The sequence below is a fragment of the Corynebacterium sp. H130 genome (assembly GCF_037572395.1).
In the GTDB taxonomy this organism is placed as follows: domain Bacteria; phylum Actinomycetota; class Actinomycetes; order Mycobacteriales; family Mycobacteriaceae; genus Corynebacterium.
In genome coordinates this window covers 33,692-56,812 of sequence record NZ_JBBHLA010000003.1, presented here as the reverse complement: position 1 = coordinate 56,812, position 23,121 = coordinate 33,692, and the positions used below count along the sequence as shown (strand labels likewise).

The following is a 23,121-nucleotide window of genomic DNA, read 5'->3' as shown; positions in this document are numbered from 1 at the left end:
ACAGGAGAAATAGATGAAGAAGATAATTGCTGGCCTGTTGGCCATTTCACTGCTCACGGCCTGTGGGACTGACGCGACTAACAACGCCCCGGCAGAATCGAGCCAATCTGCAAGCACCGAAGGACAGTTTCCTCGCACGGTAAAGATTGGGGATTCCGAGGTGAAAATCGCTGCGAAACCGCAGCGGATCGCCGCGCTCACCGCTGATCTGACTTCGTTGGTTCTGCCAATCGCAGGCAAGGATCGGATGGTGATTGCTACGGAGCTAAACCCTGAGCTCGGTCAGGTCGCAAGCGATGCTGCTGCTGTTCCGACGGTGCTCAAGGTGGGCGCACCAATCGATCCAGAACAGATTTTGGCGTCGAAGCCAGATCTAGTGCTCGCCAGTGCGCGTCACGACGCCGAGAAAGATGCCATCGCGATGCTGAAGAACAACGGGGTGCCGATGGCCGTTATTTCTACTGATGACTGGGGAACGATCGATGACATTCTCACCCACGTCGATGAGGTGGCAGAACTGACGGGTGACGACGCGGCTGGTGCTGAACTACGAAAGAAGATCGAAGAGCAGCGCAAGGCGAATCTGAAGCAGGCAACCGGCGAGCCGAAGGTGCTCACGCTGATGCATCGTGGCGGAAAGAACCTCATTATGCCTAAGAGCACGCTGCTCAATGGGCTGGTTCGTGAGGTTGGTGGCAAGCCGGTTATTGACACGATGGGCGCACCAGGAAGCGCACCCGCTGATCCAGAGGCGATTCTGAAGGCGAACCCGGACGTGATCATTATCCAGAATTACCGTGGCAAAGGTGCTGAGGACTTCAAGCCGGTATTGGAAAACCCGGCGCTCGCAGAGGTTCCTGCCATTAAGAATGGCAAGGTTTTCTACGCGGATACGGTGACTACGGGTGTGACCTCAGCGGAACGCATTACCGAAGGACTGAAGCAGGTTTCGGAGTTCCTTTCTTAGAATGGGCTCATGCCCTCCCTCCACGACCTTGCCCGCGGCACCGCCCTCCAGCTCGGAGCCATCAAGGAGGAACCCTTCCGCGATGACTGGATTGCCTTCAAGATCCAGGGCAAATGGTTCGCGTTGCTCGGCACTTTAAACGGTGCGCGAATCCTGAACCTTAAGGTCGACCCCTTCGAGGGCGAACTCCTTCGCGAGCAATACCCCGGCATCACACCCGGCTACCACATGAACAAACGGCACTGGATCACCATCACCGAAGGCCGCGGCGTCCCCGGCACTCTCGTCCGCGAGTTGGTCGTGGATTCCTTCCGGCTGGTGCGCAAGTAGGTGCGCTGCGTTCCCTTCATGACCCCGCGGTCTAGAACCCGCTTTATGCAGGTGAACAAAACTGATGCTCAAAAATCACTTACTCATGACCTGCGACAAGCGGGTTTAGTAGCGCGGGTTTGGGGCAGATCCGGCGCGAACCCCTGCCGGCACCCCGGAACACACACGCACGAATGACAACTAACGCCATCGAGTGCTCAACCCGAATACCCTGGACTCCATGAACCCCACGATCGAAACCCAGTTGAATCACCGCACGATCCGCGCCTTCAAGCCTGAGCCCGTTGATCTCCAGCCGATCCTGGACGTCGCGATGCGTACGCCAAGCTCCCTGGGGCTGCAGCAGGCAAGCATCATTAATGTCACCCGCCAGGATCTCAAGGACAAGCTCGCTGAGATCGGCAACCAGCCGTATGCCGCAGATGCTCCGGTGTACCTGCTATTTATCGTCGATACGTGGCGCAATGACCAGCTCACCGAGGCCGACGGCGCCGCCAACCCGCGCAACTTCATCGCCGGCTTCACTGACGCTTGCCTGATGGCGCAAAACGTCTGCGTCGCTGCGGAAAGTCTCGGGCTGGGCGTGAACTACTACGGCAACGTGCATAACGACGCCCAGGCGATCATCGACCTGCTGCACCTTCCTCCTCTCACCTATCCAGTGGTGGGGATGGGCATCGGCTATCCGGACCAGGAACCGCAGCTTAAACCTCGGCTTCCTAAGCAGATCCGAGTCATGGAAAACGGCTATGTGGAGGCAGACCCGGCCACGCTCAAGCAGTACGACGAAGAAATGCAGACCTACTACGATCTGCGCAACCCAAACCAGCCGGTCAAGAGCTTTTCCACGCAGGTTGGTGGCCACTACAGCCAGCCCCTGGACAAGCGGGATTCAACCATCGAGGGTGCTCGGCAGCAGGGCTTCAAGCTGTAGGTCTCTGAACAGCAAAGATGCCGTAACAAGTCGTTTCGGACTCTCGCGCGCACTGGGGCTCCTCCTTTAACGTGCGAGCTATGAAACTGCGTGTCATTACTCCCCTCGCCCTCATCTCGCTCGCATTGGCTGGCTGCGATGAAGAAAAGACCCAGGTGGAACAGCCTGCTGTGCCAACCCCAATTGCATCCACCCAAGCCCCACCACCGACAACAAACCCACCAACTACTCAGCAGGCCAGCGTGAAACAGCAGCTGCTGACCATGCAGATGCCGGCAATGTGTGATCACCAGGCGGGCCAGCTGGTTGACGGCAAACTCCCTCAGCAATACCTCAAGGACGGGCGTGGCCAGGTGTCCGTTCTGACCGCCGAGGCCTCCACGCCGGAGGAACAGGTCGTGGCGGTCCAAGCTGATGTAAACGGCGACGGCGCACAGGAATACGTGGTCCAGGTCCTTTGCGATCAGGGAGGTGTTAGCTGGCCAGCCAAACTCATGCTCCTGGATAGCAACCTCAACGTCCTGGTCCCAGCCCTAAAGATGCCTGAGCAGCCACAACAGGCCCGTGGCACCTTTGAGAAGATCGACGTCCGTAACGGTCAGCTGTACCTGAAGTACCGCGCGATGGGCCCCAAGGACGCGGCTGCTGCGCCATCCCTCATGGAAGAAGGCATGTTCCGGGTAGAGGGCGATCGATTGGTGGCTGTGGATGGGGCGTCGACAAGCGCGCCGACCACCGCGCCGGCAAACGTGAGCGCGAACTGCCAGCCGGGTCGCATCGCCGCTGAGCTGGGGCGTTTGGAGAAGGAAACCCACGTCGACTTCTGCGACGGCACCTGGGCCAAGTTCGGTGTGCCCGCAACCGAGCACGTGCGGTTTGCGCGTTTCGACGGCAACAAGTGGCAGCTCCTCAAGCCGGACGGCACCATGACCACCGGAATCATGGGCGAATGTTGGCTGCCGGAAACCGTGGCGAAGCTCAATCCGCCACAGCAAATTAGCCTCATGACCTGCAAACCTGGCCAATATCGGCCCGCGAGCTGAATTTAATCCGCCACTATGGGGCAGTTAGAGAGAACCTATAGGGTATGTCTCTTTCCTCCCTGCTTGATGCCGGAACCCTGCTGCAAGGGTTCGGCCCGTGGGCGTTGGCCGGTCTGGCCGTAGTTGTTTTCATTGAATCTGGTGTCCTCTTCCCCTTCCTCCCTGGCGATTCCCTGCTGGTGACCGCGGCGATCCTGCGCCATGACCTAGGCATTCGCGTCATGCTGCTCGTCCTGGTGGCGTCCGTCGCTGCGGTGCTCGGCGATCAGGTCGGTTTCTGGCTCGGCCGTCGCTTTGGCCGCGGGTTGTTCAAGGAGGGATGCCCGCATCCTGAAGACTAAGCACCTGCATGAGGCAGAGGCGTTCTTCGCCAAGCACGGCCCATTCGCGCTGGTGCTGGGGCGTTTTGTGCCCATCGTGCGCACCTACGTGCCCCTGGCTGCAGGCACCGCTGACATGACCTACCGTCGTTTCCTCAGCTGGAACGTCATGGGCGCCATCGGCTGGGTCATCACGATGACCCTCGTCGGCGTGCTCCTCGGCGACATTCCTGGCATTGCGCATCGCATCGATGCCATTATGCTGGTCATCGTTGGCTTGTCCGTGCTTCCAATCGTGATGTCAGCTGCCTCGAAATGGTTCCGGGCGCGCCACGAGGGAGCAGTGCCGGTAGAAAGGTAAGCGCTGTATGTGGGACGCTTTGGGAGGCATTTCTCTTACCGAAGGCCCAGCTCCAATAATCATTTACGCCACGATGGTCATCGCCGTCGTGGCTGCTTTGTTAGGGCTGCGCCGAATGATCTGGCGGGTCATCATCGCAGCGGTCTTCGCTGCTGCTGCAGCAGGATCCTGCTGGTACATCCTCGAAGTGAGCTGGAAGCCCTTCCCCGACCGCATCGCCTGGCAAATCTTCGTCGCAGGCGGCCTCGCCTTTTTCGTGCTGGCCAGCGCCATCCTGCAACGTGGTCGTCGCATTCTCCTGAGCATCCTTTCCATCGGAGCACTCGCCTCCGCCTGGGGCATCTTCAACCTGGAATTCCAGGAATACCCCACCATTCACTCCCTCGATCCACGGCCCATCGTGCAGCCCATGGACTACGACACGTTCAAGTCCCTCCAGACACCACCGCTTATCGACGACCGTGAGGTCGGCGCCCTCGTGACCGTCGACCTCGAGGCAACCCAATTCACGCACCGCCCTGCCGTCGCCTACATTCCACCTGCCTACTTCAAGCAGCCGGAACGCAAGCTCCCAGTGATCGTGCTGATGGCAGGCAACCCCGGCAAGCCTGAACAGTGGTTTGAATCTGGTGGCGCAGACATCACCTTGGAAGATTTCCAGCAGGACCACGACGGACTCTCCCCGATCGTCGTCTCGGTGGACGGTACCGGCTCCATGACTGGCAACCCGATCTGCGTCGACGGCCCTACGGAAAAGGTGCAGACCTACCTTGCCGTGGATGTCCCGGCGCAACTGAAGGAAAAGTTCCGAGTGGAGCCGGACCAGCAGAAATGGTCCATCGGTGGCCTGTCCTACGGTGGCACCTGCTCCCTCCAGGTGGTCACCAACGCCCCAGATTCCTACGGCACTTTCCTTAACTTCTCCGGTCAGGCCGAACCGACTGTCGGCGAACACAACAAGACCGTGCAGCAGTTCTTTGGTGGGGATGAAAACGCCTTCCAGGCAGTCAATCCCGCTACCCTGCTCGATGGTGCCGCGGGCACCGACACCTACGCACATATCCACGGACGTTTCGTCTCCGGCGACAAAGACACGCACGCCAAGGCGGAACTGCAGGCGCTGAATGAGAAGGCGCAGCGCGCCGGGATGAAAACTGAATACTTGGAAGTCCCCGGTGGTCACAGCTACAAGGTGTGGCGAGTGGCATTGCGGGAAACGATTGACTTTGCCGCCATGCGAGGAGGCCTGTTGTGAACGTCGTGAAGCATGTGCCGGTGACCCTAGGCGCGGTGGCGTTGCTGTGGGTGCTGCGGGCAGCATACGGCTTCAACACCGTGGTACTTCGTGACACCCTCGGCTTCGGCGTGGACGCCCGCTCCCCATGGTGGACGTGGGCGACCTCGGCGCTGACAGTAGGCACCTGGTTCGGCGCGGTGCTATCCACCATCGCCCTGCTCAGCATCGGCGGGTTCGTCGAGCGCAAGCTGGGGTCCAGGCAATTCCTCGCAGCCGCGGTGATGGCGCACGTCATCGGGCTCGCGGTAGGTGCGCTGGTCGCCTGGGGGCTTGACGCGGTTGGTTGGTACTGGGGTGAGCAGCTGGCGAATGAGCGCGTGCTCAACCCATTCGTGTGGCTGTGTGGTGTGTCGATGTACGCCTCGGCGCAGATGGGGCCGCTGTGGCGCCGACGCATCCGAGCGATGTTCTTTGCCCTGACGATCTCCCTGATCCTTTACGCCGGTGTGATGAGCGACTTCGCCTTCTTCGCTGCGGCTCTCGGCGGTTGGGTAGCCGGCCTGGTCCGCATTCAAGAAGGCGTGAAGAAGCCGGTGGCGTCGATTCGCGAGTCGCGCGTCCTCATGGCCATCGTGGTCATGTCGGTGTTTCTCGGCCCGGTGTTTTCCGGCTTGAATCCGGATGCCACGGGCCCATTTTCCGGGGTGGCGTTCTTTACGCTGCCGCAGATGACAAGCGAACAGGCGGAAATCCTCTGCCTCGATGGATCCTCGGATCCGGCGTGTGTGCACGCGATGTGGCAGCTGCGTTCCTCTGGCATTGGGCCGATGCTTGCCAACCTGATGCCTCTGGTTGTGGTGGCCACGCTAGCTGCGGGTCTGGTGCGTGGGCGTCGAATCGCTCACCGTTTCATCCTGCTGTGCCTGGTGATTGCAACCGCAGCGATCGCCTTTGAGCTGGTCCAATTCGAAATGTTCAACGTGCCAATGCTGGTCTACATCGCGCTGCCGTTCCTGCTCACAATGATCATTTTGCTGCTGCGCCGCGACCTCTTCCAGGTGCGCCTGAGCCCGGCCCGCAGGCGCCGGTTCTATTCCCGGCTCGGACTGTGGTGGCTGGCTACCGCCGCGGTATGGGTGCTGTGCGGTCGGCTCGCCTTTTCCGGGCCGTGGTCGCAGATCTTGCTGGCTACTCCCCTGCGTTATCTGCCACCACAGCTGTCGAAGTTCTTCCTCTTCGACGTCCTCCCCTTCAACACCTTCGCGTGGATCCTCACCGAGTGGACCGGCATCATTTTCTGGGTTGGCTTCATCGTCATGTTCTGGCGCCTTCTCGAAGACGCCCCGGACCCCTGCATCGCCGCTGACCGCGACCGCGCCCGCACCCTCCTGCAATCCTCCACCGGCGACCACCTGTCCTGGATGACCCTCTGGACCGGCAACCGGTACTGGTTCGGCGACACCGGCTTCGTCGCCTACCGCATGCACAACGGCATTGCCGTCACCGTCGGCGAGCCAGTGGGTACCAACCGCAGCGAGCTTGCCGACGCCTTCGAACGCCACATCTATGCCCAGGGAGCTCACGTGTCCTGGTACTCCGTCAGGCAGTCCTTCGCCGCGACGCGCGCGCACTGGAACGCCCTCCCGGTAGCCAGCGAATCGGTCATCGATGTGGCCGAGGAACCAGGCTTCAAGGGCAAGAAATTCCAAGACATCCGCACAGCCCGCAACCGCGCCGCCAAGGAAGGCATCACGTGTGAGTGGACCACCTGGTCCGAGAGTTCCTTTGCGGTTCGCAACCAGATCACCGCGATTTCCGAAGAATGGATCTCCGACAAAGCGCTCCCAGAAATGGGCTTTACGCTGGGCGGACTCGCCGAGCTGGATGACCCTTCTGTGCGCCTTATGCTCGCTGTCTCCGAGGACGGCACCGTGCATGGGGTCACCAGCTGGCTCCCCTGCTACGAAGATGGTGTTCAGACCGGCTGGATCCTCGACTTCATGCGTCGTAGCCACGACGGCTTCAAGCCTGTTGTGGAATATCTCATCGCTGAAACCCTGCTCCGCGCCCACGCCGACGGCATCAAATGGGTATCCCTGTCCGGCGCACCGCTAGCGGTGGAAGGCGTCGGCATGCTCGGTCAAGCACTGGAGCGCGTAGGGGCAGCCTTGGAACCGCTCTATGGGTTCCGCTCCCTGGCCGCATTCAAGCGCAAATTCGACCCCTCCCACGAAACGTGGCTCATGCTCTACCGCGATGAGCTCACGCTTCCGGCCATCGGCATGGCCGTATCCAAGTGTTACGTTCCGAATTTGGCGCCGATGTCATTCGTTTTCGGGCCCCAAAGCCCCCTGCGGGCTGCTAAACCTTCTCAACCAAAGTAAGCACGTCGTAGGTCGCCACGATCTCGTCATTCTGGTTATAGATGACGGTGTCCCAGGCGACCTCGCCGTATTCGTCGGTGACGCGCGGGGTGATGCGCTTGGCGGTCAGCTCGACGCGGATGGAATCGTCGTAGGTCACCGGGGTGATGAAGCGCAGGTTCTCCAGGCCATAGTTGGCGAGGACCGGGCCCGGCTCCGGGGAAACGAATAGGCCAGCTGCCCAGGAAACGAGCAGGTAGCCGTGGGCGACACGGCGTGGGAAGAATGGGTTGGCCATGGCAGCCTCTTCGTCCGTGTGGGCGTAGAAGGTGTCGCCGGTCTTCTCCGCGAACTCCAGAATGTCTTCCAGGCTTACTTTCCGCAGCTCAGAGGCGTACTGGTCGCCGAGTTTGAGAGAGGCCAAGGACTTGCGGAATGGGTGCTCGCCGCGCTGGACATCGGCGCCACGCTGCCATTCACCCGTGACCGCGGTCAGGTGGTTCGGTGTGCCCTGCAGAGCGGTGCGCTGCATGTAGTGCTTCACGCCGCGCACGCCACCGAGCTCTTCGCCGCCACCCGCGCGACCCGGGCCGCCGTGGATGAGCATCGGCAGCGGGGAGCCGTGACCCGTCGTGGTCTTGGCGTCATCGCGATCGAGGAAGTGCAGGCGGCCGTGGTGCGCAGCCATTCCCGCAGCGTACTCGGCTGCCTTCTCGCGGGTGCAGACCGTGGCCACCAGGGAACCCTTGCCACGCTGCGCCAATGCGATCGCCTCGGCGTCCGTGTCATAGCCGAGGATGGAGACGACCGGGCCGAACGCCTCAATGTCATGAACCTCATCGGCGTCCTTGTCCCAGGTCAGGATGGTCGGCAGCACGTAAGCGCCCTGCTCCGGCAGCTCGCAGACGCGCGTCGCCACCGCGCCCGCAGCTTCAAGCTTTGCGACGGCCGAGTTCACGTCATCCTGTTGGTCGAAGGAGGCCAGGGGACCCATCGTTTCGCCCAATTTCACCTTGTCAGCGATCTTGGATTCGAGGGCTTGCTTAACGGCGTCGATAAGCGGGCGTGGCACGATCGCGCGACGGACGGCGGTGCACTTTTGGCCGGCCTTCGCGGTCATTTCGGTGAAAAGCACCTTGATGTACGCGTCGAATTCTGGGTCGTCCGGGGTGATGTCGGAGGCGAGGATCGCGGCGTTGAGGGAGTCGGCTTCGGAGGTGAAGCGGACACCGCCTTCGATGACGTTCTTGTGGCTCTTGAGCTGCGCGGCGGTGGCGGCGGAGCCGGTGAAGGCGACGTGATCGCGGTAGTCGAGGTGGTCGAGGAGCGTGCGGGCCGAGCCGGAAATCAGCTGAATGGAGCCCTCAGGCAAGATGCCGGAGTTCACCATGAGCTCGACGCACTTCTGCGTGACGTAGCCGGTCGGGGTGGCCGGCTTGACCAGGGTAGGAACGCCCGCGATGAACGCCGGGGCGAACTTCTCCAGCATGCCCCAGACCGGGAAGTTGAAGGCGTTAATCTGCACCGCGACGCCCGGGATGCGGGAGTAAATGTGCGTGCCGATGAAGGAGCCGTCCTTGGATAGGGGCTCGGTGGGGCCGTCGACGATGACCTGGGAGTTCGGCAGCTCGCGGCGGCCCTTGGAGGAGAAGGTGAACAGGGTGCCGATGCCGCCGTCGATGTCGATGTAGTGGTCGCGCTGCATGGCGCCGGTGGAATCGGAGATGCGGTAGAGCTCTTCCTTGTGCTCGCCGAGGAACAGTGCGAGTTCCTTGAGCTTCAGGGCGCGCTCGTGGATGGTGAGTTCGCCGAGGCCCTGCTGGCCGGTGGTGCGGGCGTAATCGATGGCACCGGCGATGTCGAGGCCCTCGGTGCTGACCTGGGCGATAACCTCACCGTTGCGGGCGTCCAGCACGTCGGTGACTTTGCTAGGGGAGTCCGGGGTGATCCACTGGCCGGAGAGGTAGCTAGGAACGAGCATTTTCCATCCTTTACTGAACGTTCGGTAGGTAATGGTCTAGAGTATAACGCAGATCACAATTTCAATGGGAGGTTTATATGGAGCCGGTCAACATTTCCCTCGGCGAGCTGGACATTCGCATGGGCGTTGAAGTCGTTTCCGAGTCGGTCGAGCGCGTCGAGGTGCGCATGCCCGTCGAGCGCAACCGCCAATCACTCGGATCGTTGCACGGGGGAGCGATGGCCTGCCTCGGTGAAATGGCCGGCTCCTGGGCTGCCCTCAAATATGCCTCCACGCTGGGCAAAGCCTGCGTGGGTGTGGATATCAATGCCACACATCACCGTGGCCTGCGTTCCGGCTACGTCCGAGCAGTAGCCACACCGATCAAGCTGGGACGCACGCTGACCTCGCACGAGGTGGTCATCACGGCCGAGGAGACGGGGGAGCGGCTGTGCACCGTGCGCATCACCAATGCGCTCGTTGAGTCACTGGGGGATCTGGATGCTGCGCTGGAGGCAGCGCGTGCTGACGCGATCGTGGATCGGGTGTAGGGGTTGTGGATGACTTGAAGGCTTAGGTGCCCGATCGGGTAATCGGTGGATAACTCTTTCCTCTGTTTTTGAACTCTCGCTATTGTTGTTGTGGGAATTGGTGAAACAGGGGGGGGAAATATGCCGTTGACCTGCCGTGTGCGAAACGCATACACTGTGAATTTGAGGGGCGTTAATGCCCTGGGATGAGTTTTTCTGGAATGACAAGAATGTGGCACACATTGCTCGTCACGGTGTAAGGCCTATCGAGGTCGAGCAAGTTTGGCGGGCAACCCGTTTGCTTGTGAGGCAAGGGCGTGATGGAGTGACGATCGCTCTGGGAACAACCGACAGTGGTCGTTACCTACTTCTTGTTGTTGTAGATGCTATTGATGGCCGAAAGTACTGTGTCACTGCTCGTGACATGACAATGACTGAACGCAGGGAGTTTCGAAATGGGAAACGATAAGTACGAGTTTCAAGAGCTTGCTGACTATTACGACAACACCGACCAGTCAACAATTATGCGAGATGCGCGGTTGATGGAACGCCCTGCTGAGTATCGCATCCCGAGGGCGTCTGAGGCCATGACTTCCTACTCAGTTCGTCTGCCTCTCTCGATTCTTAATGCTGTGGGAGAAATGGCCGAGGCGGAAGGGAAAACGACCGGGGCGAAGCTCCGTGAAATTGTCACCGAATACGTGTCCAAAGGCGCTGCCGGCGACGCGCATGTGCCGGTCAGCGCATTATTGGATCTCATTGCACGAGCGGAAAAGACGGGGTAGCGAAAAGAATGTATCAAACAGGAAGCTTTGCTTCATGTTTGATACATTGTTGTGGTTATCTGTCAACAAAATTAGGGAGTCACATTGACAATGCCACAGCCGCCTCAATCAGACTTTTCTGTCCCTCCGGTACAGTCGCAAAGCTTCCCAGCCCCACCAATGGGTCGAGTAGGAAAGTCAGGTTTCGGTGCCCTTGAATTCATTTCTACCTGCGGATATCTAGCCGGAGTGGGCGGACTGATTGTGAGCTTCTTTCTGATTGTCTCCGAGAATCCAATTGAAGCATCTGTTGGCCCGCTCACCTTCGGCGTATCCATCCTGCTTTTCATGATGAGCGCAATCCTTTCCGCAATCCTCCGCATCGGCCGAGGCCTGTGGGCAAAGAACCTGATCTAAGACGCTCTACTCGTACGTGTAGAAACCCTTCCCGGTCTTCCTGCCGAGCTCGCCACGAGCCACCATCTCGCGCATCAGTGCTGGTGGTTCAAAGCGTTCGCCCAGGGTAGAGGCCAGGTATTCGGAAATTCCCAACCGCACGTCCAGGCCAACGATGTCGGTGAGTGCCAGTGGCCCAACTGGGAACTTGTAGCCGAGGACCATGGCATTGTCGATGTCCTCTGGGGACGCGACGCCTTCTTCGACCATGCGGATCGCTTCGAGGGCGATCACCACGCCGAGTCGGGAAGAAGCGAAGCCAGGGGAGTCCTTGACCACGATCGGGGTCTTGCCGAGTGCAGCGACCCATTCCTTAGCCTGGGTAACTAGATCCTCAGAGGTCGTTTCGGCAACCACGATCTCGACCAACTTGGAGGCAGGCACCGGGTTGAAGAAGTGCAGGCCAATGACCTCGGAGTTCGGCACCGTCGCCGCCAGGTCCGTCACGGACAGGGACGAGGTGTTGGAGGCGATCACTGCCTCCGGTGCCGCAGCAGCAATGTCGGTAAAGGCCTTTGCCTTCAGGGAGAAGTCCTCCGGAATTGCTTCCACGACCAGCTCGCAGCCCGCGAAGTCAGAAACATTGCTAGTGCAGGTCAAGCGGTCCAAGTAATCAGTAGCTGAACCGGAGGCCCCGCGTTCGATGGACTTCTCCACATCACGCGTGATGCGCTGCGTTGGGCCTGCCGGATCAATATCGACCACGACCACGTTGGCACCGGTCATTAGGAATGCGTGCGCAATACCAGCGCCCATGCGGCCGCCGCCGAGCACACCAACTCGTTGCAAGGTCATTTCTTCTTCCTTTCCAAGAACGCGGTCATGCGCTCGAATTTCGCGTCGGATTCAAAACAAATAGCCTGCGCAATGTTGTCCACGTACGGGTGCGCGGAGGCGGGCATGGCGAAGAGCTGCTTGGACAGGCGGACAGCGAGCGGGTCCTGCTTTGCGACGCGATCCGCCAACTCATGTGCCGCTGCCAGCACGTCCTCATGTAGGCCCGTCACATAACCGCAGGCCAGGGCTTCCTCGGCGTTCAAGATTCGCCCTGCCAGCAGGATGTCCTTAGCGATCGGCTCGCCAACCACTTCCCGGAGTCGCCACAGCGCGCCCGCGGCAGCGGTGATGCCGAGCCCGGTTTCCGGCTGGCCAACCTTGATGCGTGGAGTGCCAAGTCGAAAGTCCGCAGCTAGGGCTAGTTCCGATCCGCCGCCGAGGGCGTAACCGTCGATCGCTGCGATGACCGGCATCGGCAGGCGAGCGAGGCGGGTGAATAAGGTCGAGTTGACGCCACGGAGGGCGTCGTCACGCCTGCGTTCCCGCAGCTGGCCGATGTCCGCGCCGGAGGCAAAAATACCGTCGGCGCCTGTGATGATGAGGATCTTGGGATCCTGCTCAAGTTGCGCGCAGAGCTCGTGGAACTCGGCGATCATCTCCGCGTCGATGGCGTTGCGAACCTCGGGACGCGACATCGTCGCGATGACTCGGTCCTCTAAGTAATCAATGGTCAGCGCGGTCATTTACACCCTCTCAATCGCGATTGCGGTGCCCTGGCCGACGCCGACACACATGGTGGCCACGCCCTTGGAAGCACCGGTCTGCTCGAGCCGGTTCAGCAGGGTAACGGTGATGCGCGAACCAGAGGATCCCAGCGGGTGTCCGAGCGCGATGGCGCCACCCCAAGCGTTAACGCAAGCGGGATCAAGGCCCAGCTCGCGGACGGTGGCAAGTGACTGGGAAGCGAAGGCCTCGTTGATCTCGAAGGCGTCGACATCGTCGATAGACCAACCGGCCTTGTCCAACACAGATCGGGTAGCCGGGATCGGTCCCAGACCCATCACCGCAGGTTCCAGGCCTACTGCCGCGTTCGCGACGACGCGGGCACGCGCCTTGAGGCCATACTTGGACAAGGCTGCTTCAGACGCCACGATGATGGCGGACGCGCCGTCGTTAAGCGAGCTCGAATTGCCGGCGGTGACCACTTCGCCGCCCTTGACCACAGGCTTCAGGCGGGCGAGCACCTCGGGGGTCGTGCCTTCGCGTGGGCCCTCATCTTCGGTTACGAGGGTGACGTTGCCCTTGCGGTCCTTGACCGGGACCGGGGTGATCTCGGTGGCCATGAAGTCGCGGGAGGCGAGTGCGCGCTTTTGGGATTCAACGGCAAAGGCGTCGGCGTCTTCGCGAGAGATGTTGCAGCGGCGCGCGACCTCTTCGGCCGTTTCCGGCATGGAGTAGGTCATCTTGTCCTGAGCTGCGAAAACCGGGTTGACGAAGCGCCAGCCGATGGAGGTGTCGAAGACCTCACCAGGCTTGGCAAAAGGCTTGTCCGGCTTCTCCATGACCCATGGTGCCCGGGACATGGACTCGACGCCACCTGCGACAACGATGTCGGCCTGGCCGGATTCGACCATGGCGGTGGCCAGGGCGATCGCGGACATGCCGGAGGCGCAGAGTCGGTTGACGGTGATGCCAGGGACGGAATCGGGGAAACCTGCGAGCAGCCAGGCCATGCGGGCCACGTTGCGGTTTTCCTCGCCGGCGCCGTTGGCGTTACCGAGGATCACTTCGTCCACAGCTTCAGGCGGGATGCCGGCTTCTTCCACCACGGCCTTGACCACCAAAGCGGCCAGGTCATCGGGGCGGACGGAGGACAGTGCGCCGCCGTAGCGGCCCACCGGGGTACGGGTTCCGGATACGAGATATGCAGTCAATTTACTTCCCCTTAAATTCTGGACGGCGCTTTTCCTGGAAGGCAGCGAAGCCCTCGAAATAGTCGTCTGAGCTGCAGAGTTCGCCCTGCGCTACGTTCTCGGCTTCCAAAGATGACCAGAGGCCGATGCGCTCATCGCGGATCTGGTGGACGAGGGCGCGGGACTTCATGAAAGCGAGCGTTGCGCCCTGGGCAGCCTTGGTGGCCTTCGAGCGGGTGAATTCCAGCAGGTCCTCGGCTGGGACCGCGCGGGAGAACAAGCCCGCGTTCACCGCATCGACACCGGTCATGAGTTCGCCGGTGACGATCAGATCCATGGCGCGGTGCGCGCCGAGCCGCTCGACAAACAGGGCGTGTCCGCCTGAGTCGAGGGTGGCACCGAGGTTGGCGAACGGCGAACCAATCTTGGCGTCCTCGGCCACGTAGACAATGTCCGTGGCGATCGCGAGTCCCAGGCCTACGCCCAAGCAGGCGCCCTGAACCGCAGCGAAAGTCGGTGCCGGGAATTCAGCCATCTGGCGCAGCACCGGGGTGACCTTGTTGGCTAGGTAGTCGTAGGCGTCGTCATCCTTGGGGTTGACGCCTGCGATGTTGCGGCCTGCACAAAAACCTCGGCCTTCGCCACGCAGGACGAGCGCGCGTACGCCAGCGTTAGCTGCCTCGGTGTAGGCACCTGCCAGGTCCGCCAAGTCCTGCTCAGCCAGGGCGTTCATCGCCTTCGGGTTGTTCAGCGTGACTTCGGCGACGCCATCCTTGATATCAAGTGAAAGCATGTCCAACCTCCCTTAGGCGTCGAAGTCGACGGTCAGGCATGCGGACTTCGGGCGGGTCTGGCAGGTCAGCACGTATCCTGCGGCCACCTCGTCCGGTTCGAGCGCGTAGTTTTCGTCCATTTCGTAGTCACCCTCAGTGACGCGAGCGCGGCAGGTGCCGCACACGCCGCCGGCGCAGGCGAAGGGTACGTCGGCACGCTTGCGCAGCGCCGCGTTAAGCACCGTCTCGTGCGCGGAAACCGGGGAGTCGACTTCACCAGAAAGGCCGTCGAGGGTGAACTTGATCTTGAAGATGTCCTCACCCTCCTTGATCTCAACCTCGCGGCCCTGCTGACCGGCAGGAGCATCCCCCGGCTTGCCCGTGGTGAACAGCTCGAAGCGCACTCGGTCTTCTGGGATGCCGCGGGCAGCGAGGGTGTCACGGCACAGCTGCACCAGCTCGAAGGGGCCGCAGAGGAACCATTCGTCGGCGTCCTGGTCCAGGACATTGTCCAGTAGGGATTCCAAGCGCTCCGCGTCGATACGGCCGCTAAACAGCGGGTTCACGCGGTTTTCACGGGAAAGAACGTGATGTGCGGCGAAGCGCGCCGGGTACTTGTCCTTCAGGTCGCCGATTTCCTCGGCAAACATCACGTCACCTGCGCCCTTGTTGGCGTAGACCAGCTCAAAGGTGTGCTCCTCGGAGGAGGCGAGGAAGGACTGGGCGATCGCCATGATCGGGGTGATGCCGGAGCCGGCAGCAAAGGCCACCAGGTGCTTGGCACCTTCGCCTGCGGATGGATCGTTCAGCGCGGTGACGTGAGTGCGGGAGGTGAAGGCGCCTTGCGGGTTCATGACGTCGATAAGCTCGCCCACCTGTAGCTCCTCGTTCGCCCACGTGGAGAACTGGCCGCCCAGCGTCTTCTTGATCGCCACCTTGATCACGCCCGGGCGTGGGATGTCGCAGATGGAGTAGGAGCGACGCACCTCGTGGCCGCTTAGCTCCTTGCGCAGTGCGACGTATTGGCCGGGGATGTAGTTGTAGTCATCCTGCAGCTCGGCGGGGATCTCGAAGGCGACCTCGACGGAGTCGGCCGTCAGGCGTCGCACTTCGCTCACGCGCAGCGGATTGAAAGAGACCTTCTTGTTCATCAGTGCACCTTAAAGTAGTCAAATGGCTCATGGCAGTCACCGCAGGAGTACAGGGCTTTGCAGGAGGTGGAGCCGAAGTGGGCAAGTTCGCGGGTGTTGCGGGATCCGCAGCGCGGGCAGGCGACGGGGACTCGCAGGGTGAGCGGGATGGGGCCGGTCTTTGCTTCGCGACGCCCCGGAGGCGCAATCCCGTATTCCCGCAGCGCGTTCTGCCCATCCTCTGTGATCCAGTCGGTGGTCCAGGCGGGGCTGAGCACCAGGTCGATGACCGGGCTTTTGTAGCCCTTTTGCACCACGGCGGCTTTGATGTCGTTGGAGATCGTTTCCATGGCGGGGCAGCCCGAGTAGGTCGGGGTGATCGTGATGATCGGCTGCTCGCCGTCGAAGCGGACGCCTCGGAGAATGCCGAGGTCAGCGATGGAGATCACGGGGATTTCCGGGTCGGGGACGGTGGCTGCGGCATCCCACAGCTCGGCCTCCCTTGAAGTCGTCGGTCGAAGCTCGTGCATGCGCGTTACCAGGTCGCTCCTGGGTGCTGACGGGCGAGCACCTGCATTTCGGCGAGGATGTAGCCGCGCTGCTCTGAGAACCGACCGGTGCGCTGGCCGGAGCGGGCCTGCTTGGTTTGTGGAATCTCCAGGCCTGCCTTGTCAATGATCCACGCGATGCGCTCATCAAACTCGGCCTTCAGGGTGGATGGCTTCACGGCAATGCCATCCAGTTCCTCGTGCAGTGGCAGGTCCTCGAAGAGTTCCGCCAGGTAAGGCCACATGTGGTCCAGGCCTTTTTGCATGCGGCGGTGGGATTCCTCGGTGCCCAGACCCAAGCGCAGCAGCCACTGGGAGGCGTGGTCAACGTGGTATTCGACCTCCTTGATCGCCTTCGCGGCAATGGCCTGGAGGGTCTCATCCTGCGAGTTCAGCAGCGCCGTGTACAGGCCGTAGGCGTAGTAGGAGAACAGCAGCTGGCGGGCGATGGTGTGGGCGAAGTCGCCGTTTTCCTGCTCTACCAGACGGCAGGAGCGGAATTGCTCCTCGTTGCGGAAGTAGGCGAGGTCGTCCTCGGTCTTGTCCCAGGCAGTGCCCGCGTAGGAGAGGAGGAAGCGGGCGTGGCCGAGAAGGTCGAGGCCGATGTTCGCCAGGGCGATGTCCTCTTCCATTTCAGGTGCGCGGGAGACCCACCAGCCGAGCCGCTGCGCCAGGATCAGGGCGTCGTCGCCCAAGGTCAGGGCGTATTCGGCGACTTTTTCCGGGGCCTTGACGCCGGAGTTCTGGATGTCTTCCGCCGTGATGGCTTCGCCCATCGACTGCTTGGTCGCGGAATCGGAAGTCGTGATCGTCACAGGTGCTTCACCCCTTCGGACTTGGTGTAGTAGGTGGCGTGGCGAAAGCTCTTGCCCTGCGCAGACTCGAAGAAGCCGCCCTTGGAATCTGGATCGGACGCGGTGATCGCCTCGGCAGGCACAACCCACACGCTCGTGCCTTCATTGCGACGGGTGTACAGGTCACGCGCGTTGCGCAGCGCCATCGACGCGTCCGGTGCGTGCAGGGAGCCGGCGTGAACGTGGGAGAGACCGCGGGAGGAGCGAACGAAGACTTCCCACAAAGGCCAGTTGTTAGACATGTGCTTTTCCTTTACGCAATCAGAGAGGTGTCATTGGACTCGTACTTTTCGGCGTAGGCGGCGGCGGCCTCGCGCACCCAGGCACCTTCCTCAAAGGCTTCGCGACGGCGCTGCATGCGCTGCTCGTTGCATGGGCCGTCGCCCTTGATCACGCCAAAGAATTCGTCCCAGTCGAGAGCGCCGAAGTCGTAGTGACCACGCTCTTCGTTCCACTTCAGGTCCGGGTCTTCGAAGTGCAGGCCTAGGGCCTCGGCCTGCGGCACGATCATGTCCACGAAACGCTGGCGCAGTTCGTCGTTGGAGAAGCGCTTGATGTTCCACGCCATGGACTGCTGAGAATTCGGGGAATCGTCATCCGGTGGACCGAACATTTGCAAGGCCGGGCCGTAGAAGCGGTTGATCGCTTCCTGCGCCATCTGCTTCTGCTCTGGCGTGCCGTTGGCGAGTTCATACAGGATCTCCCAGCCTTGACGCTGGTGGAAGGACTCTTCCTTACAGACGCGGACCATCGCTCGGCCGTAAGGACCGTAAGAGCAGCGGCACAGCGGGACCTGGTTGCAGATCGCTGCGCCGTCGACAAGCCAGCCAATAGCGCCGACATCGGCCCAGGTGCGCGCCGGGTAGTTGAAGATCGAGGAGTACTTGGCGCGGCCTTCGAGGAGCTGGTCGACGAGCTCGTCGCGGTTGGTGCCGAGCGTTTCGGCGGCGGAGTAGAGGTACAGGCCGTGACCTGCCTCGTCCTGGACCTTGGCCATGAGGATCGCCTTGCGCTTGAGGCTTGGTGCTCGGGTGATCCAGTTCGCTTCCGGCTGCATACCGATGATTTCGGAGTGGGCATGCTGGCTAATCTGGCGGGTCAGGGTCTTTCGGTAACCGTCTGGCATCCAGTCGGTTGGCTCGATGCGGGAGTCCTCCGCGATGAGCTTGTCAAAGTGTTCCTGCATAACTCCTCCTGAGTTAATTACTGATCGTTCGGTCAGTATATGGGGGAGTTGTGATCTGTGTCAATCGATTTTGTGACGGGGGTTACTTTTGTGCGGGCTTCCTGGGTAGGACTCGGAAGGTGCCACGGAATTCGGCAATCGGCTTGCCTTCGCAGGTGAGCGATACGTCTACGAAACCGTTGCGACCCCATTGCTGCACTGTGTGGGCGGAACCATCGATGCGCTGTCCTTTGAAGGCAGGTGCGATGTAGTGGATGCTGTTGTGGGTGGCCACAGCGACCTCTCCCGCTGAGTTGCAGGCGCCGGCGAACAGGGAATCGGCAAAAGTGAACAAGATTCCGCCCTGGACGGTGCCGTGGCCGTTGCACTGATTCTCGCGGACGGTGAAGTGTCCGGTGCATTCGCCAAGGTCAATGTGGGTGATGGTGGCGCCGAGCTCGGCGGTGCACGGGTCTGACTCGAACATGGTCCGCACGTGCTCGAAGCGTGAATCGGCTGCTACTCCAGGGGCAAGGATGTTGTATGTCATGGGTCACACCCTAGCCTGACCGAATGTTCGGTACGCTCATTTTCGTGGAAACGAAACAAGGTAGACCAGGCTACGCGCGCGAAGATGTCATGCGGATCGCGGTGCGCGAATTCAACATCCGCGGCTATGAAGCAACCTCCATGGGGGTGCTGGCTCAAGCGCTTGGTGTCTCCAAATCTGCCATCTACCACCACATTTCCTCCAAGGAGGAGCTGCTTAAGGACGCAACCGACCGCGCTCTTGCGCTTCTCGACGCCCTCGTCCTCGAATCCGAGTCCTCTACCGGAAGCGCTCTTGAAAAGCTTCGTGGTCTGATCCGTGGCACCACGATCGCGCTGTGTAATGAGCCGGAATATGTCACCCTGCTGCTTCGCCTGCGAGGCAACTCGGATGTCGAAGTGGAAGCTATGGCCCGTCGTCGTGATTTCACGAACTACCTGGTGGGGCTCATTCGGCAGGCGCAATCGGAAGGTTCAGTGTCTGCCGAGCTATCGCCGGGCGCATCTGGACGTCTGCTGCTTGGCATGGTGAACTCGCTGGTCGAGTGGTATTCGCCCGAGGGTGCGCTATCGGCGGAGCAGGTGGCAGACATCGTGGAGACGATGGCGTTTTCTGGGCTGGCTGAGGGGTAGGTCGTCGATCCCTGGTGAAATACAGGGAATGTCAAATGGTTTGTGTATGGGGTTTCCGCCACGCACAAGTAACTTGATGCGCCCGAAACACAAGTTTAGGAACCTGAGTTTCGGAACGAAATTTGGGCTTTTGGGTCGAATATGGCCCTCTCTGCCCCGAAACTCAGGTTCCTAAACTCACGTTTCAGGGTGCGCTCTGTGCAAGACCACCCCCAAAACCCGCTCCAGCCTGTGTTGAAAAGTTTGCAAATCACACCCATTGCAAATCCGTCGAAATTTTTAGTGGCACAGGTCACGTTTGCTGGTGTAGTGTATGTCACAACTTACCTGACCGAATGGTCGGTAAATCAAAAGTGACCGCAAACCGATTGGATCATTCGTGACTTCCGCATACGACATCACTTCCTCGCACCACGGCCCTGAAACCGGCATCGAGTTCGCTTCCCGCGACGAGATCACCGCACTTCAGACCGCGCGTGCCAAGAACACTCTGCGCCACGCGTACTACAACGTTCCGCATTACAAGCGCGTGTTCGATGAGATGGGCGTACACCCGGATGACTTCAAGGAGCTCTCGGACCTCGCCAAGTTCCCCTTCACGGAGAAGAAGGACCTGCGCGCCGAGTACCCGTTCGGCATGTTTGCCGTGGGTGATCACCAGATCGCGCGTATCCACGCCTCCTCCGGGACCACCGGCCTTCCAACGGTTGTGGGCTACACCCGCAATGACATCGAAACCTGGGCTGACCTGGTAGCTCGTTCCCTGCGTGCCGGTGGTGTGCGCCCTGGCGATAAGGTTCAGGTTGCCTTCGGCTACGGCCTCTTTACTGGTGGGTTGGGTGCCCACTATGGCGTCGAAAAGCTTGGTGCCACCGCCATCCCAACCTCGGGTGGCATGACGGAGCGCCAGGTGCAGATCATTCGCGACTTTAAGCCAGATGCGATCATGGCGACGCCGTCGTACATGCTTAACGTGGTTGACCGCATGCGACAGGAAGGCATGGATCCTGCGGAGACGTCCCTGCGCGTGGGTATTTTCGGCGCCGAGCCATGGTCGGAGGGCATGCGTGGCGAGCTGGAGCAGAGCCTCGGTATCGACGCCACTGACATTTACGGCCTTTCTGAGGTGATGGGGCCGGGTGTGGCGCAGGAATGCGTGGAGACCAAGGATGGGCTGACCATCTGGGAGGACCACTTCTACCCGGAGATCGTGGACCCGGAGACGCTGCAGCCAGTGCCGGACGGCGAGCTCGGCGAGCTGGTCATCACCCCGCTGACCAAGGAAGCCTTCCCGGTCATCCGCTACCGCACCCACGACCTGACCCGCCTGTTGCCGGGCACCGCCCGATCCATGCGTCGCCTCGCCCGCATTAGCGCGCGTAACGACGACATGATCATCCTCCGTGGCGTGAACTGCTTCCCGTCCCAGTTTGAAGAGTTGATCGTGGAGGAAGCTGCACTGAAGACCAAGTATCAGTGCGTGCTTGATCGTCAGGGGCGCATGGACACCCTGACGATCCTGGTGGAAGGAAACCCAGACTTCTCCCAGCGCGAACGCGACGACGCAGGACACAACCTGCGCAAGCAGATCAAGAACCGCATCGGCATCACCGTTGGCGTTGAGGTTCGCGATCACGTTGACACCGGTGAAGGCAAGGCCAAGCGCCTCGTCGATAACCGACCGAAGTGATCTCCTAGAAAGCGCAGCCTATGACCACTGCCACCCTCACTGAAAAGCCTGCCCCACTGACCCAAGAACACCGTCGCGTCCTCGCTGGATCGATGGTGGGCACCACGATTGAGTGGTTCGACTTCTTCATCTACGCCCAGGCCGCCGGCCTGGTGTTCGCCACCCAGTACTTCAACCCTGCCTCCAACACCTCCCCGGCGCTGGCGCAGATTGTGTCCTGGGCGTCGATCGGAATTTCCTTCCTGTTCCGACCGCTGGGCGCCATCATCGCAGGTCACCTGGGTGACCGCTTTGGCCGCAAGCTAGTCCTCGTCCTCACTCTGTTCGGCATGGGCGGCGCGACCGTGGCCATGGGCTTGCTCCCGAACTATGCAGCCATCGGCATCGCCGCGCCTCTGATTCTCGTGCTCCTGCGCATCATTCAGGGCCTGTCCGCCGGCGGTGAATGGGGTGGCGCGGCCCTGCTCGCTGTAGAGCACGCGCCCGTCAATCGCCGCTCGTATTTCGGCTCCTACCCGCAGATCGGCGTGCCGGCGGGAATGTTCCTGGCCACGGTGTTCATGCTGGCTCTGACGCGCTTTACGACGGACGAGCAGTTCAACACCTGGGGTTGGCGTATCCCATTCCTGTCCTCGTTGGTTCTCATTGGCATTGGCTACTTCATCCGCAAGATGGTGGAGGAGTCCCCGGTGTTCGCGGAGCTGCAGAACCTGCAGAAGGAATCCACCGCACCGCTGGGTGTTCTCTTTAAGAACCACACCAAGGACGTGTTCGTGGCTGCCTTCATCTTCGCGGGCTGCAACGCTGCCGGTTACCTGGCGATTGCCTTCTTCAATTCCTACGGCACCAAGGTGCTGCATCTGCCGAAATCTCAGGTGCTCATGGTGTCACTCCTTGGCTCGGTGACGTGGCTGATCGGCACGATTTGGTCCGGTCTGCTGGGTGACAAGTTCGGCAAGAAGCGCACGTTTACCTGGGGATACAGCGCGATGATCGTGTACGCGATCCCGATGTGGCTGCTCATCGATACCCGCAACATTGTGTTGTTTGCTATCGCCTCCCTGATCCTGGGCTTGCTCCTCGGAGCAACCTACGGGCCGCAGTCCGCGCTGTACGCAGAGATGTTTCCGGCCCGCATTCGCCTGTCCGGTGTATCGATCTCCTACGCCATTGGCTCTATCTTTGGTGGTGCCTTTGCCCCGATGATCGCGCAGATGCTGCTGAATAAGACTGGCTCGTCACTCGCGATTGGTGGATACATTGCGGTGATCTCTTTGATCTCCCTGGTTGCCGTGCTTATGGTGCCGAAGGATATCGAGGGGAAGAGCCTGCATTAAGGGCACTTTTGCTATTGGCTTATGGGCGTTGATATGGAAAAATAAACACATGATCTTTCCAGAAATTGACCAGGACCTTGCCCCCGAGCTACTTGTCAGCGACCTGAACAAGAGCATCAACTTCTGGTGTGCGATCTGCGGTTTCTCCGTCGACTTCGCCCGCTACGAAGTTGGATTCGCCTGCATCTCCAAGGGCAACGCCCACATCGTGCTGCATGAACTTGGCGAAGGCCGTGACTTCGTCACCGGTGAACTCGAAGCTCCATTCGGTCGTGGCGTGAACTTCCAGGTGCGCGTGGACAACCTCGATGTTCCACTCGCTGCGCTGGCCAACATCAATTGGCCGCTTTACCTCGAGCCAGAGGAGAAGTGGTACCCGGTTGGTGCCGCGATAGAGTTCGGCGTCCGTCAGTTCCTCGTGAGCGATCCGGATGGTTACCTGCTTCGCTTCCAGCAGCCATTGGGCAAGCGGGAAGTAAAGTAAACT

Annotated in this window: 24 protein-coding genes and 1 pseudogene; 14 read left to right on the top strand and 11 right to left on the bottom strand. The window is 60.8% G+C overall.

What is annotated here, in order from left to right; all coding sequences use genetic code 11:
• Window positions 1-13 precede the first annotated feature (13 nt).
• From WG939_RS06495 to WG939_RS06465, 7 genes and pseudogenes are all read left to right on the top strand, one after another.
• On the top strand, window positions 14-967 hold the full coding sequence (locus tag WG939_RS06495; RefSeq protein WP_339983895.1) for an ABC transporter substrate-binding protein: 954 nt from the start codon (window positions 14-16) through the stop codon (window positions 965-967).
• Window positions 968-976: 9 nt separating this feature from the next.
• Window positions 977-1,297 carry an MmcQ/YjbR family DNA-binding protein gene (locus WG939_RS06490; RefSeq protein WP_339983893.1) on the top strand — a complete coding sequence of 107 codons (321 nt, stop codon included), beginning with the start codon at window positions 977-979 and terminating at the stop codon, window positions 1,295-1,297.
• Window positions 1,298-1,517: 220 nt separating this feature from the next.
• Entirely contained in the window at window positions 1,518-2,231 is a 714-nt protein-coding gene (locus tag WG939_RS06485) for an NADPH-dependent oxidoreductase (RefSeq protein ID WP_339983891.1), read from the top strand.
• An 80-nt stretch (window positions 2,232-2,311) separates the two neighbouring features.
• On the top strand, window positions 2,312-3,274 hold the full coding sequence (locus WG939_RS06480; protein WP_339983889.1) for a hypothetical protein: 963 nt from the start codon (window positions 2,312-2,314) through the stop codon (window positions 3,272-3,274).
• Between the two features lie 44 nt (window positions 3,275-3,318).
• Window positions 3,319-3,955, top strand: a pseudogene (locus tag WG939_RS06475) (DedA family protein).
• A gap of 7 nt (window positions 3,956-3,962) precedes the next feature.
• Window positions 3,963-5,210 carry an alpha/beta hydrolase gene (locus WG939_RS06470; protein ID WP_339983887.1) on the top strand — a complete coding sequence of 416 codons (1,248 nt, stop codon included), beginning with the start codon at window positions 3,963-3,965 and terminating at the stop codon, window positions 5,208-5,210.
• Window positions 5,207-7,576, top strand: a complete 2,370-nt coding sequence (locus WG939_RS06465) for a bifunctional lysylphosphatidylglycerol flippase/synthetase MprF (protein ID WP_339983885.1) — start codon at window positions 5,207-5,209, stop codon at window positions 7,574-7,576. The genes WG939_RS06470 and WG939_RS06465 overlap by 4 nt, the downstream gene beginning before the upstream one ends.
• On the opposite strand, the gene paaZ is transcribed toward WG939_RS06465, so the two are convergent.
• Entirely contained in the window at window positions 7,554-9,536 is a 1,983-nt protein-coding gene (gene paaZ / locus WG939_RS06460) for a phenylacetic acid degradation bifunctional protein PaaZ (RefSeq protein WP_339983883.1), read from the bottom strand. The two genes, WG939_RS06465 and paaZ, sit on opposite strands and share 23 nt — an antisense overlap.
• Window positions 9,537-9,613: 77 nt before the next feature.
• On the opposite strand from paaZ, the gene WG939_RS06455 reads away from it, so the two are divergent.
• From WG939_RS06455 to WG939_RS06445, 3 genes are all read left to right on the top strand, one after another.
• Window positions 9,614-10,066: a PaaI family thioesterase gene (locus tag WG939_RS06455; protein WP_339983881.1), complete on the top strand. Its 453-nt coding sequence runs from the start codon at window positions 9,614-9,616 to the stop codon at window positions 10,064-10,066.
• A gap of 434 nt (window positions 10,067-10,500) precedes the next feature.
• Complete coding sequence (locus WG939_RS06450) at window positions 10,501-10,830, top strand: hypothetical protein (protein ID WP_339983879.1); 330 nt, start codon at window positions 10,501-10,503, stop codon at window positions 10,828-10,830.
• 90 nt (window positions 10,831-10,920) lie between these two features.
• Window positions 10,921-11,226 (top strand): hypothetical protein, encoded by a 306-nt coding sequence (locus WG939_RS06445; RefSeq protein ID WP_339983877.1) that lies wholly within the window; start codon window positions 10,921-10,923, stop codon window positions 11,224-11,226.
• Between the two features lie 6 nt (window positions 11,227-11,232).
• Here WG939_RS06445 and WG939_RS06440 read toward each other — a convergent pair whose 3' ends face one another.
• The 10 genes from WG939_RS06440 to paaI form a co-directional block, all read right to left on the bottom strand.
• Window positions 11,233-12,060 carry a 3-hydroxyacyl-CoA dehydrogenase family protein gene (locus tag WG939_RS06440; RefSeq protein ID WP_339983875.1) on the bottom strand — a complete coding sequence of 276 codons (828 nt, stop codon included), beginning with the start codon at window positions 12,058-12,060 and terminating at the stop codon, window positions 11,233-11,235.
• Complete coding sequence (locus WG939_RS06435) at window positions 12,057-12,785, bottom strand: enoyl-CoA hydratase/isomerase family protein (RefSeq protein WP_339983873.1); 729 nt, start codon at window positions 12,783-12,785, stop codon at window positions 12,057-12,059. Before WG939_RS06435 ends, WG939_RS06440 begins: the two co-directional genes overlap by 4 nt.
• On the bottom strand, window positions 12,786-13,976 hold the full coding sequence (locus tag WG939_RS06430) for a thiolase family protein (RefSeq protein WP_339983871.1): 1,191 nt from the start codon (window positions 13,974-13,976) through the stop codon (window positions 12,786-12,788).
• A gap of 1 nt (window position 13,977) precedes the next feature.
• Window positions 13,978-14,748, bottom strand: coding sequence for an enoyl-CoA hydratase/isomerase family protein (locus WG939_RS06425; protein WP_339983869.1), 771 nt, complete (start codon window positions 14,746-14,748; stop codon window positions 13,978-13,980).
• A 12-nt stretch (window positions 14,749-14,760) separates the two neighbouring features.
• The gene (gene paaE / locus WG939_RS06420; RefSeq protein WP_339983867.1) at window positions 14,761-15,879 is read right to left on the bottom strand and encodes a 1,2-phenylacetyl-CoA epoxidase subunit PaaE; all 1,119 of its coding nucleotides are present in this window, start codon (window positions 15,877-15,879) and stop codon (window positions 14,761-14,763) included.
• On the bottom strand, window positions 15,879-16,388 hold the full coding sequence (gene paaD / locus WG939_RS06415) for a 1,2-phenylacetyl-CoA epoxidase subunit PaaD (RefSeq protein ID WP_339983865.1): 510 nt from the start codon (window positions 16,386-16,388) through the stop codon (window positions 15,879-15,881). Before paaD ends, paaE begins: the two co-directional genes overlap by 1 nt.
• 5 nt (window positions 16,389-16,393) lie before the next feature.
• On the bottom strand, window positions 16,394-17,221 hold the full coding sequence (gene paaC / locus WG939_RS06410) for a 1,2-phenylacetyl-CoA epoxidase subunit PaaC (RefSeq protein WP_339983863.1): 828 nt from the start codon (window positions 17,219-17,221) through the stop codon (window positions 16,394-16,396).
• Window positions 17,218-17,502, bottom strand: a complete 285-nt coding sequence (gene paaB, locus WG939_RS06405) for a 1,2-phenylacetyl-CoA epoxidase subunit PaaB (protein ID WP_339983861.1) — start codon at window positions 17,500-17,502, stop codon at window positions 17,218-17,220. Before paaB ends, paaC begins: the two co-directional genes overlap by 4 nt.
• 11 nt (window positions 17,503-17,513) lie before the next feature.
• Window positions 17,514-18,446, bottom strand: coding sequence for a 1,2-phenylacetyl-CoA epoxidase subunit PaaA (gene paaA, locus WG939_RS06400; protein WP_339983859.1), 933 nt, complete (start codon window positions 18,444-18,446; stop codon window positions 17,514-17,516).
• An 82-nt stretch (window positions 18,447-18,528) separates the two neighbouring features.
• Entirely contained in the window at window positions 18,529-18,975 is a 447-nt protein-coding gene (gene paaI, locus WG939_RS06395; protein WP_339983857.1) for a hydroxyphenylacetyl-CoA thioesterase PaaI, read from the bottom strand.
• Between the two features lie 44 nt (window positions 18,976-19,019).
• On the opposite strand from paaI, the gene WG939_RS06390 reads away from it, so the two are divergent.
• The 4 genes from WG939_RS06390 (at window position 19,020) to WG939_RS06375 (ending at window position 23,118) form a co-directional block, all read left to right on the top strand.
• On the top strand, window positions 19,020-19,607 hold the full coding sequence (locus tag WG939_RS06390) for a TetR/AcrR family transcriptional regulator (protein WP_339983855.1): 588 nt from the start codon (window positions 19,020-19,022) through the stop codon (window positions 19,605-19,607).
• A 379-nt stretch (window positions 19,608-19,986) separates the two neighbouring features.
• On the top strand, window positions 19,987-21,297 hold the full coding sequence (locus tag WG939_RS06385) for an AMP-binding protein (protein WP_339983853.1): 1,311 nt from the start codon (window positions 19,987-19,989) through the stop codon (window positions 21,295-21,297).
• 20 nt (window positions 21,298-21,317) lie between these two features.
• Window positions 21,318-22,634: an MFS transporter gene (locus WG939_RS06380; RefSeq protein ID WP_339983851.1), complete on the top strand. Its 1,317-nt coding sequence runs from the start codon at window positions 21,318-21,320 to the stop codon at window positions 22,632-22,634.
• 49 nt (window positions 22,635-22,683) lie between these two features.
• Complete coding sequence (locus WG939_RS06375) at window positions 22,684-23,118, top strand: bleomycin resistance protein (RefSeq protein WP_339983849.1); 435 nt, start codon at window positions 22,684-22,686, stop codon at window positions 23,116-23,118.
• Window positions 23,119-23,121 lie beyond the last annotated feature (3 nt).

Excerpts from the sequence above, each read along its gene's own strand:
- WG939_RS06495 (WP_339983895.1), top strand. The coding sequence starts at position 14 with ATGAAGAAGATAATTGCTGGCCTGTTGGCCATTTCACTGCTCACGGCC.
- WG939_RS06490 (WP_339983893.1), top strand. The coding sequence starts at position 977 with ATGCCCTCCCTCCACGACCTTGCCCGCGGCACCGCCCTCCAGCTCGGA.
- WG939_RS06485 (WP_339983891.1), top strand. The coding sequence starts at position 1,518 with ATGAACCCCACGATCGAAACCCAGTTGAATCACCGCACGATCCGCGCC.
- WG939_RS06480 (WP_339983889.1), top strand. The coding sequence starts at position 2,312 with ATGAAACTGCGTGTCATTACTCCCCTCGCCCTCATCTCGCTCGCATTG.
- WG939_RS06470 (WP_339983887.1), top strand. The coding sequence starts at position 3,963 with ATGTGGGACGCTTTGGGAGGCATTTCTCTTACCGAAGGCCCAGCTCCA.
- paaZ (WP_339983883.1), bottom strand. The coding sequence starts at position 9,536 with ATGCTCGTTCCTAGCTACCTCTCCGGCCAGTGGATCACCCCGGACTCC.
- WG939_RS06455 (WP_339983881.1), top strand. The coding sequence starts at position 9,614 with ATGGAGCCGGTCAACATTTCCCTCGGCGAGCTGGACATTCGCATGGGC.
- WG939_RS06450 (WP_339983879.1), top strand. The coding sequence starts at position 10,501 with ATGGGAAACGATAAGTACGAGTTTCAAGAGCTTGCTGACTATTACGAC.
- WG939_RS06445 (WP_339983877.1), top strand. The coding sequence starts at position 10,921 with ATGCCACAGCCGCCTCAATCAGACTTTTCTGTCCCTCCGGTACAGTCG.
- WG939_RS06440 (WP_339983875.1), bottom strand. The coding sequence starts at position 12,060 with ATGACCTTGCAACGAGTTGGTGTGCTCGGCGGCGGCCGCATGGGCGCT.
- WG939_RS06435 (WP_339983873.1), bottom strand. The coding sequence starts at position 12,785 with ATGACCGCGCTGACCATTGATTACTTAGAGGACCGAGTCATCGCGACG.
- WG939_RS06425 (WP_339983869.1), bottom strand. The coding sequence starts at position 14,748 with ATGCTTTCACTTGATATCAAGGATGGCGTCGCCGAAGTCACGCTGAAC.
- paaE (WP_339983867.1), bottom strand. The coding sequence starts at position 15,879 with ATGAACAAGAAGGTCTCTTTCAATCCGCTGCGCGTGAGCGAAGTGCGA.
- paaD (WP_339983865.1), bottom strand. The coding sequence starts at position 16,388 with ATGCACGAGCTTCGACCGACGACTTCAAGGGAGGCCGAGCTGTGGGAT.
- paaB (WP_339983861.1), bottom strand. The coding sequence starts at position 17,502 with ATGTCTAACAACTGGCCTTTGTGGGAAGTCTTCGTTCGCTCCTCCCGC.
- paaA (WP_339983859.1), bottom strand. The coding sequence starts at position 18,446 with ATGCAGGAACACTTTGACAAGCTCATCGCGGAGGACTCCCGCATCGAG.
- paaI (WP_339983857.1), bottom strand. The coding sequence starts at position 18,975 with ATGACATACAACATCCTTGCCCCTGGAGTAGCAGCCGATTCACGCTTC.
- WG939_RS06380 (WP_339983851.1), top strand. The coding sequence starts at position 21,318 with ATGACCACTGCCACCCTCACTGAAAAGCCTGCCCCACTGACCCAAGAA.
- WG939_RS06375 (WP_339983849.1), top strand. The coding sequence starts at position 22,684 with ATGATCTTTCCAGAAATTGACCAGGACCTTGCCCCCGAGCTACTTGTC.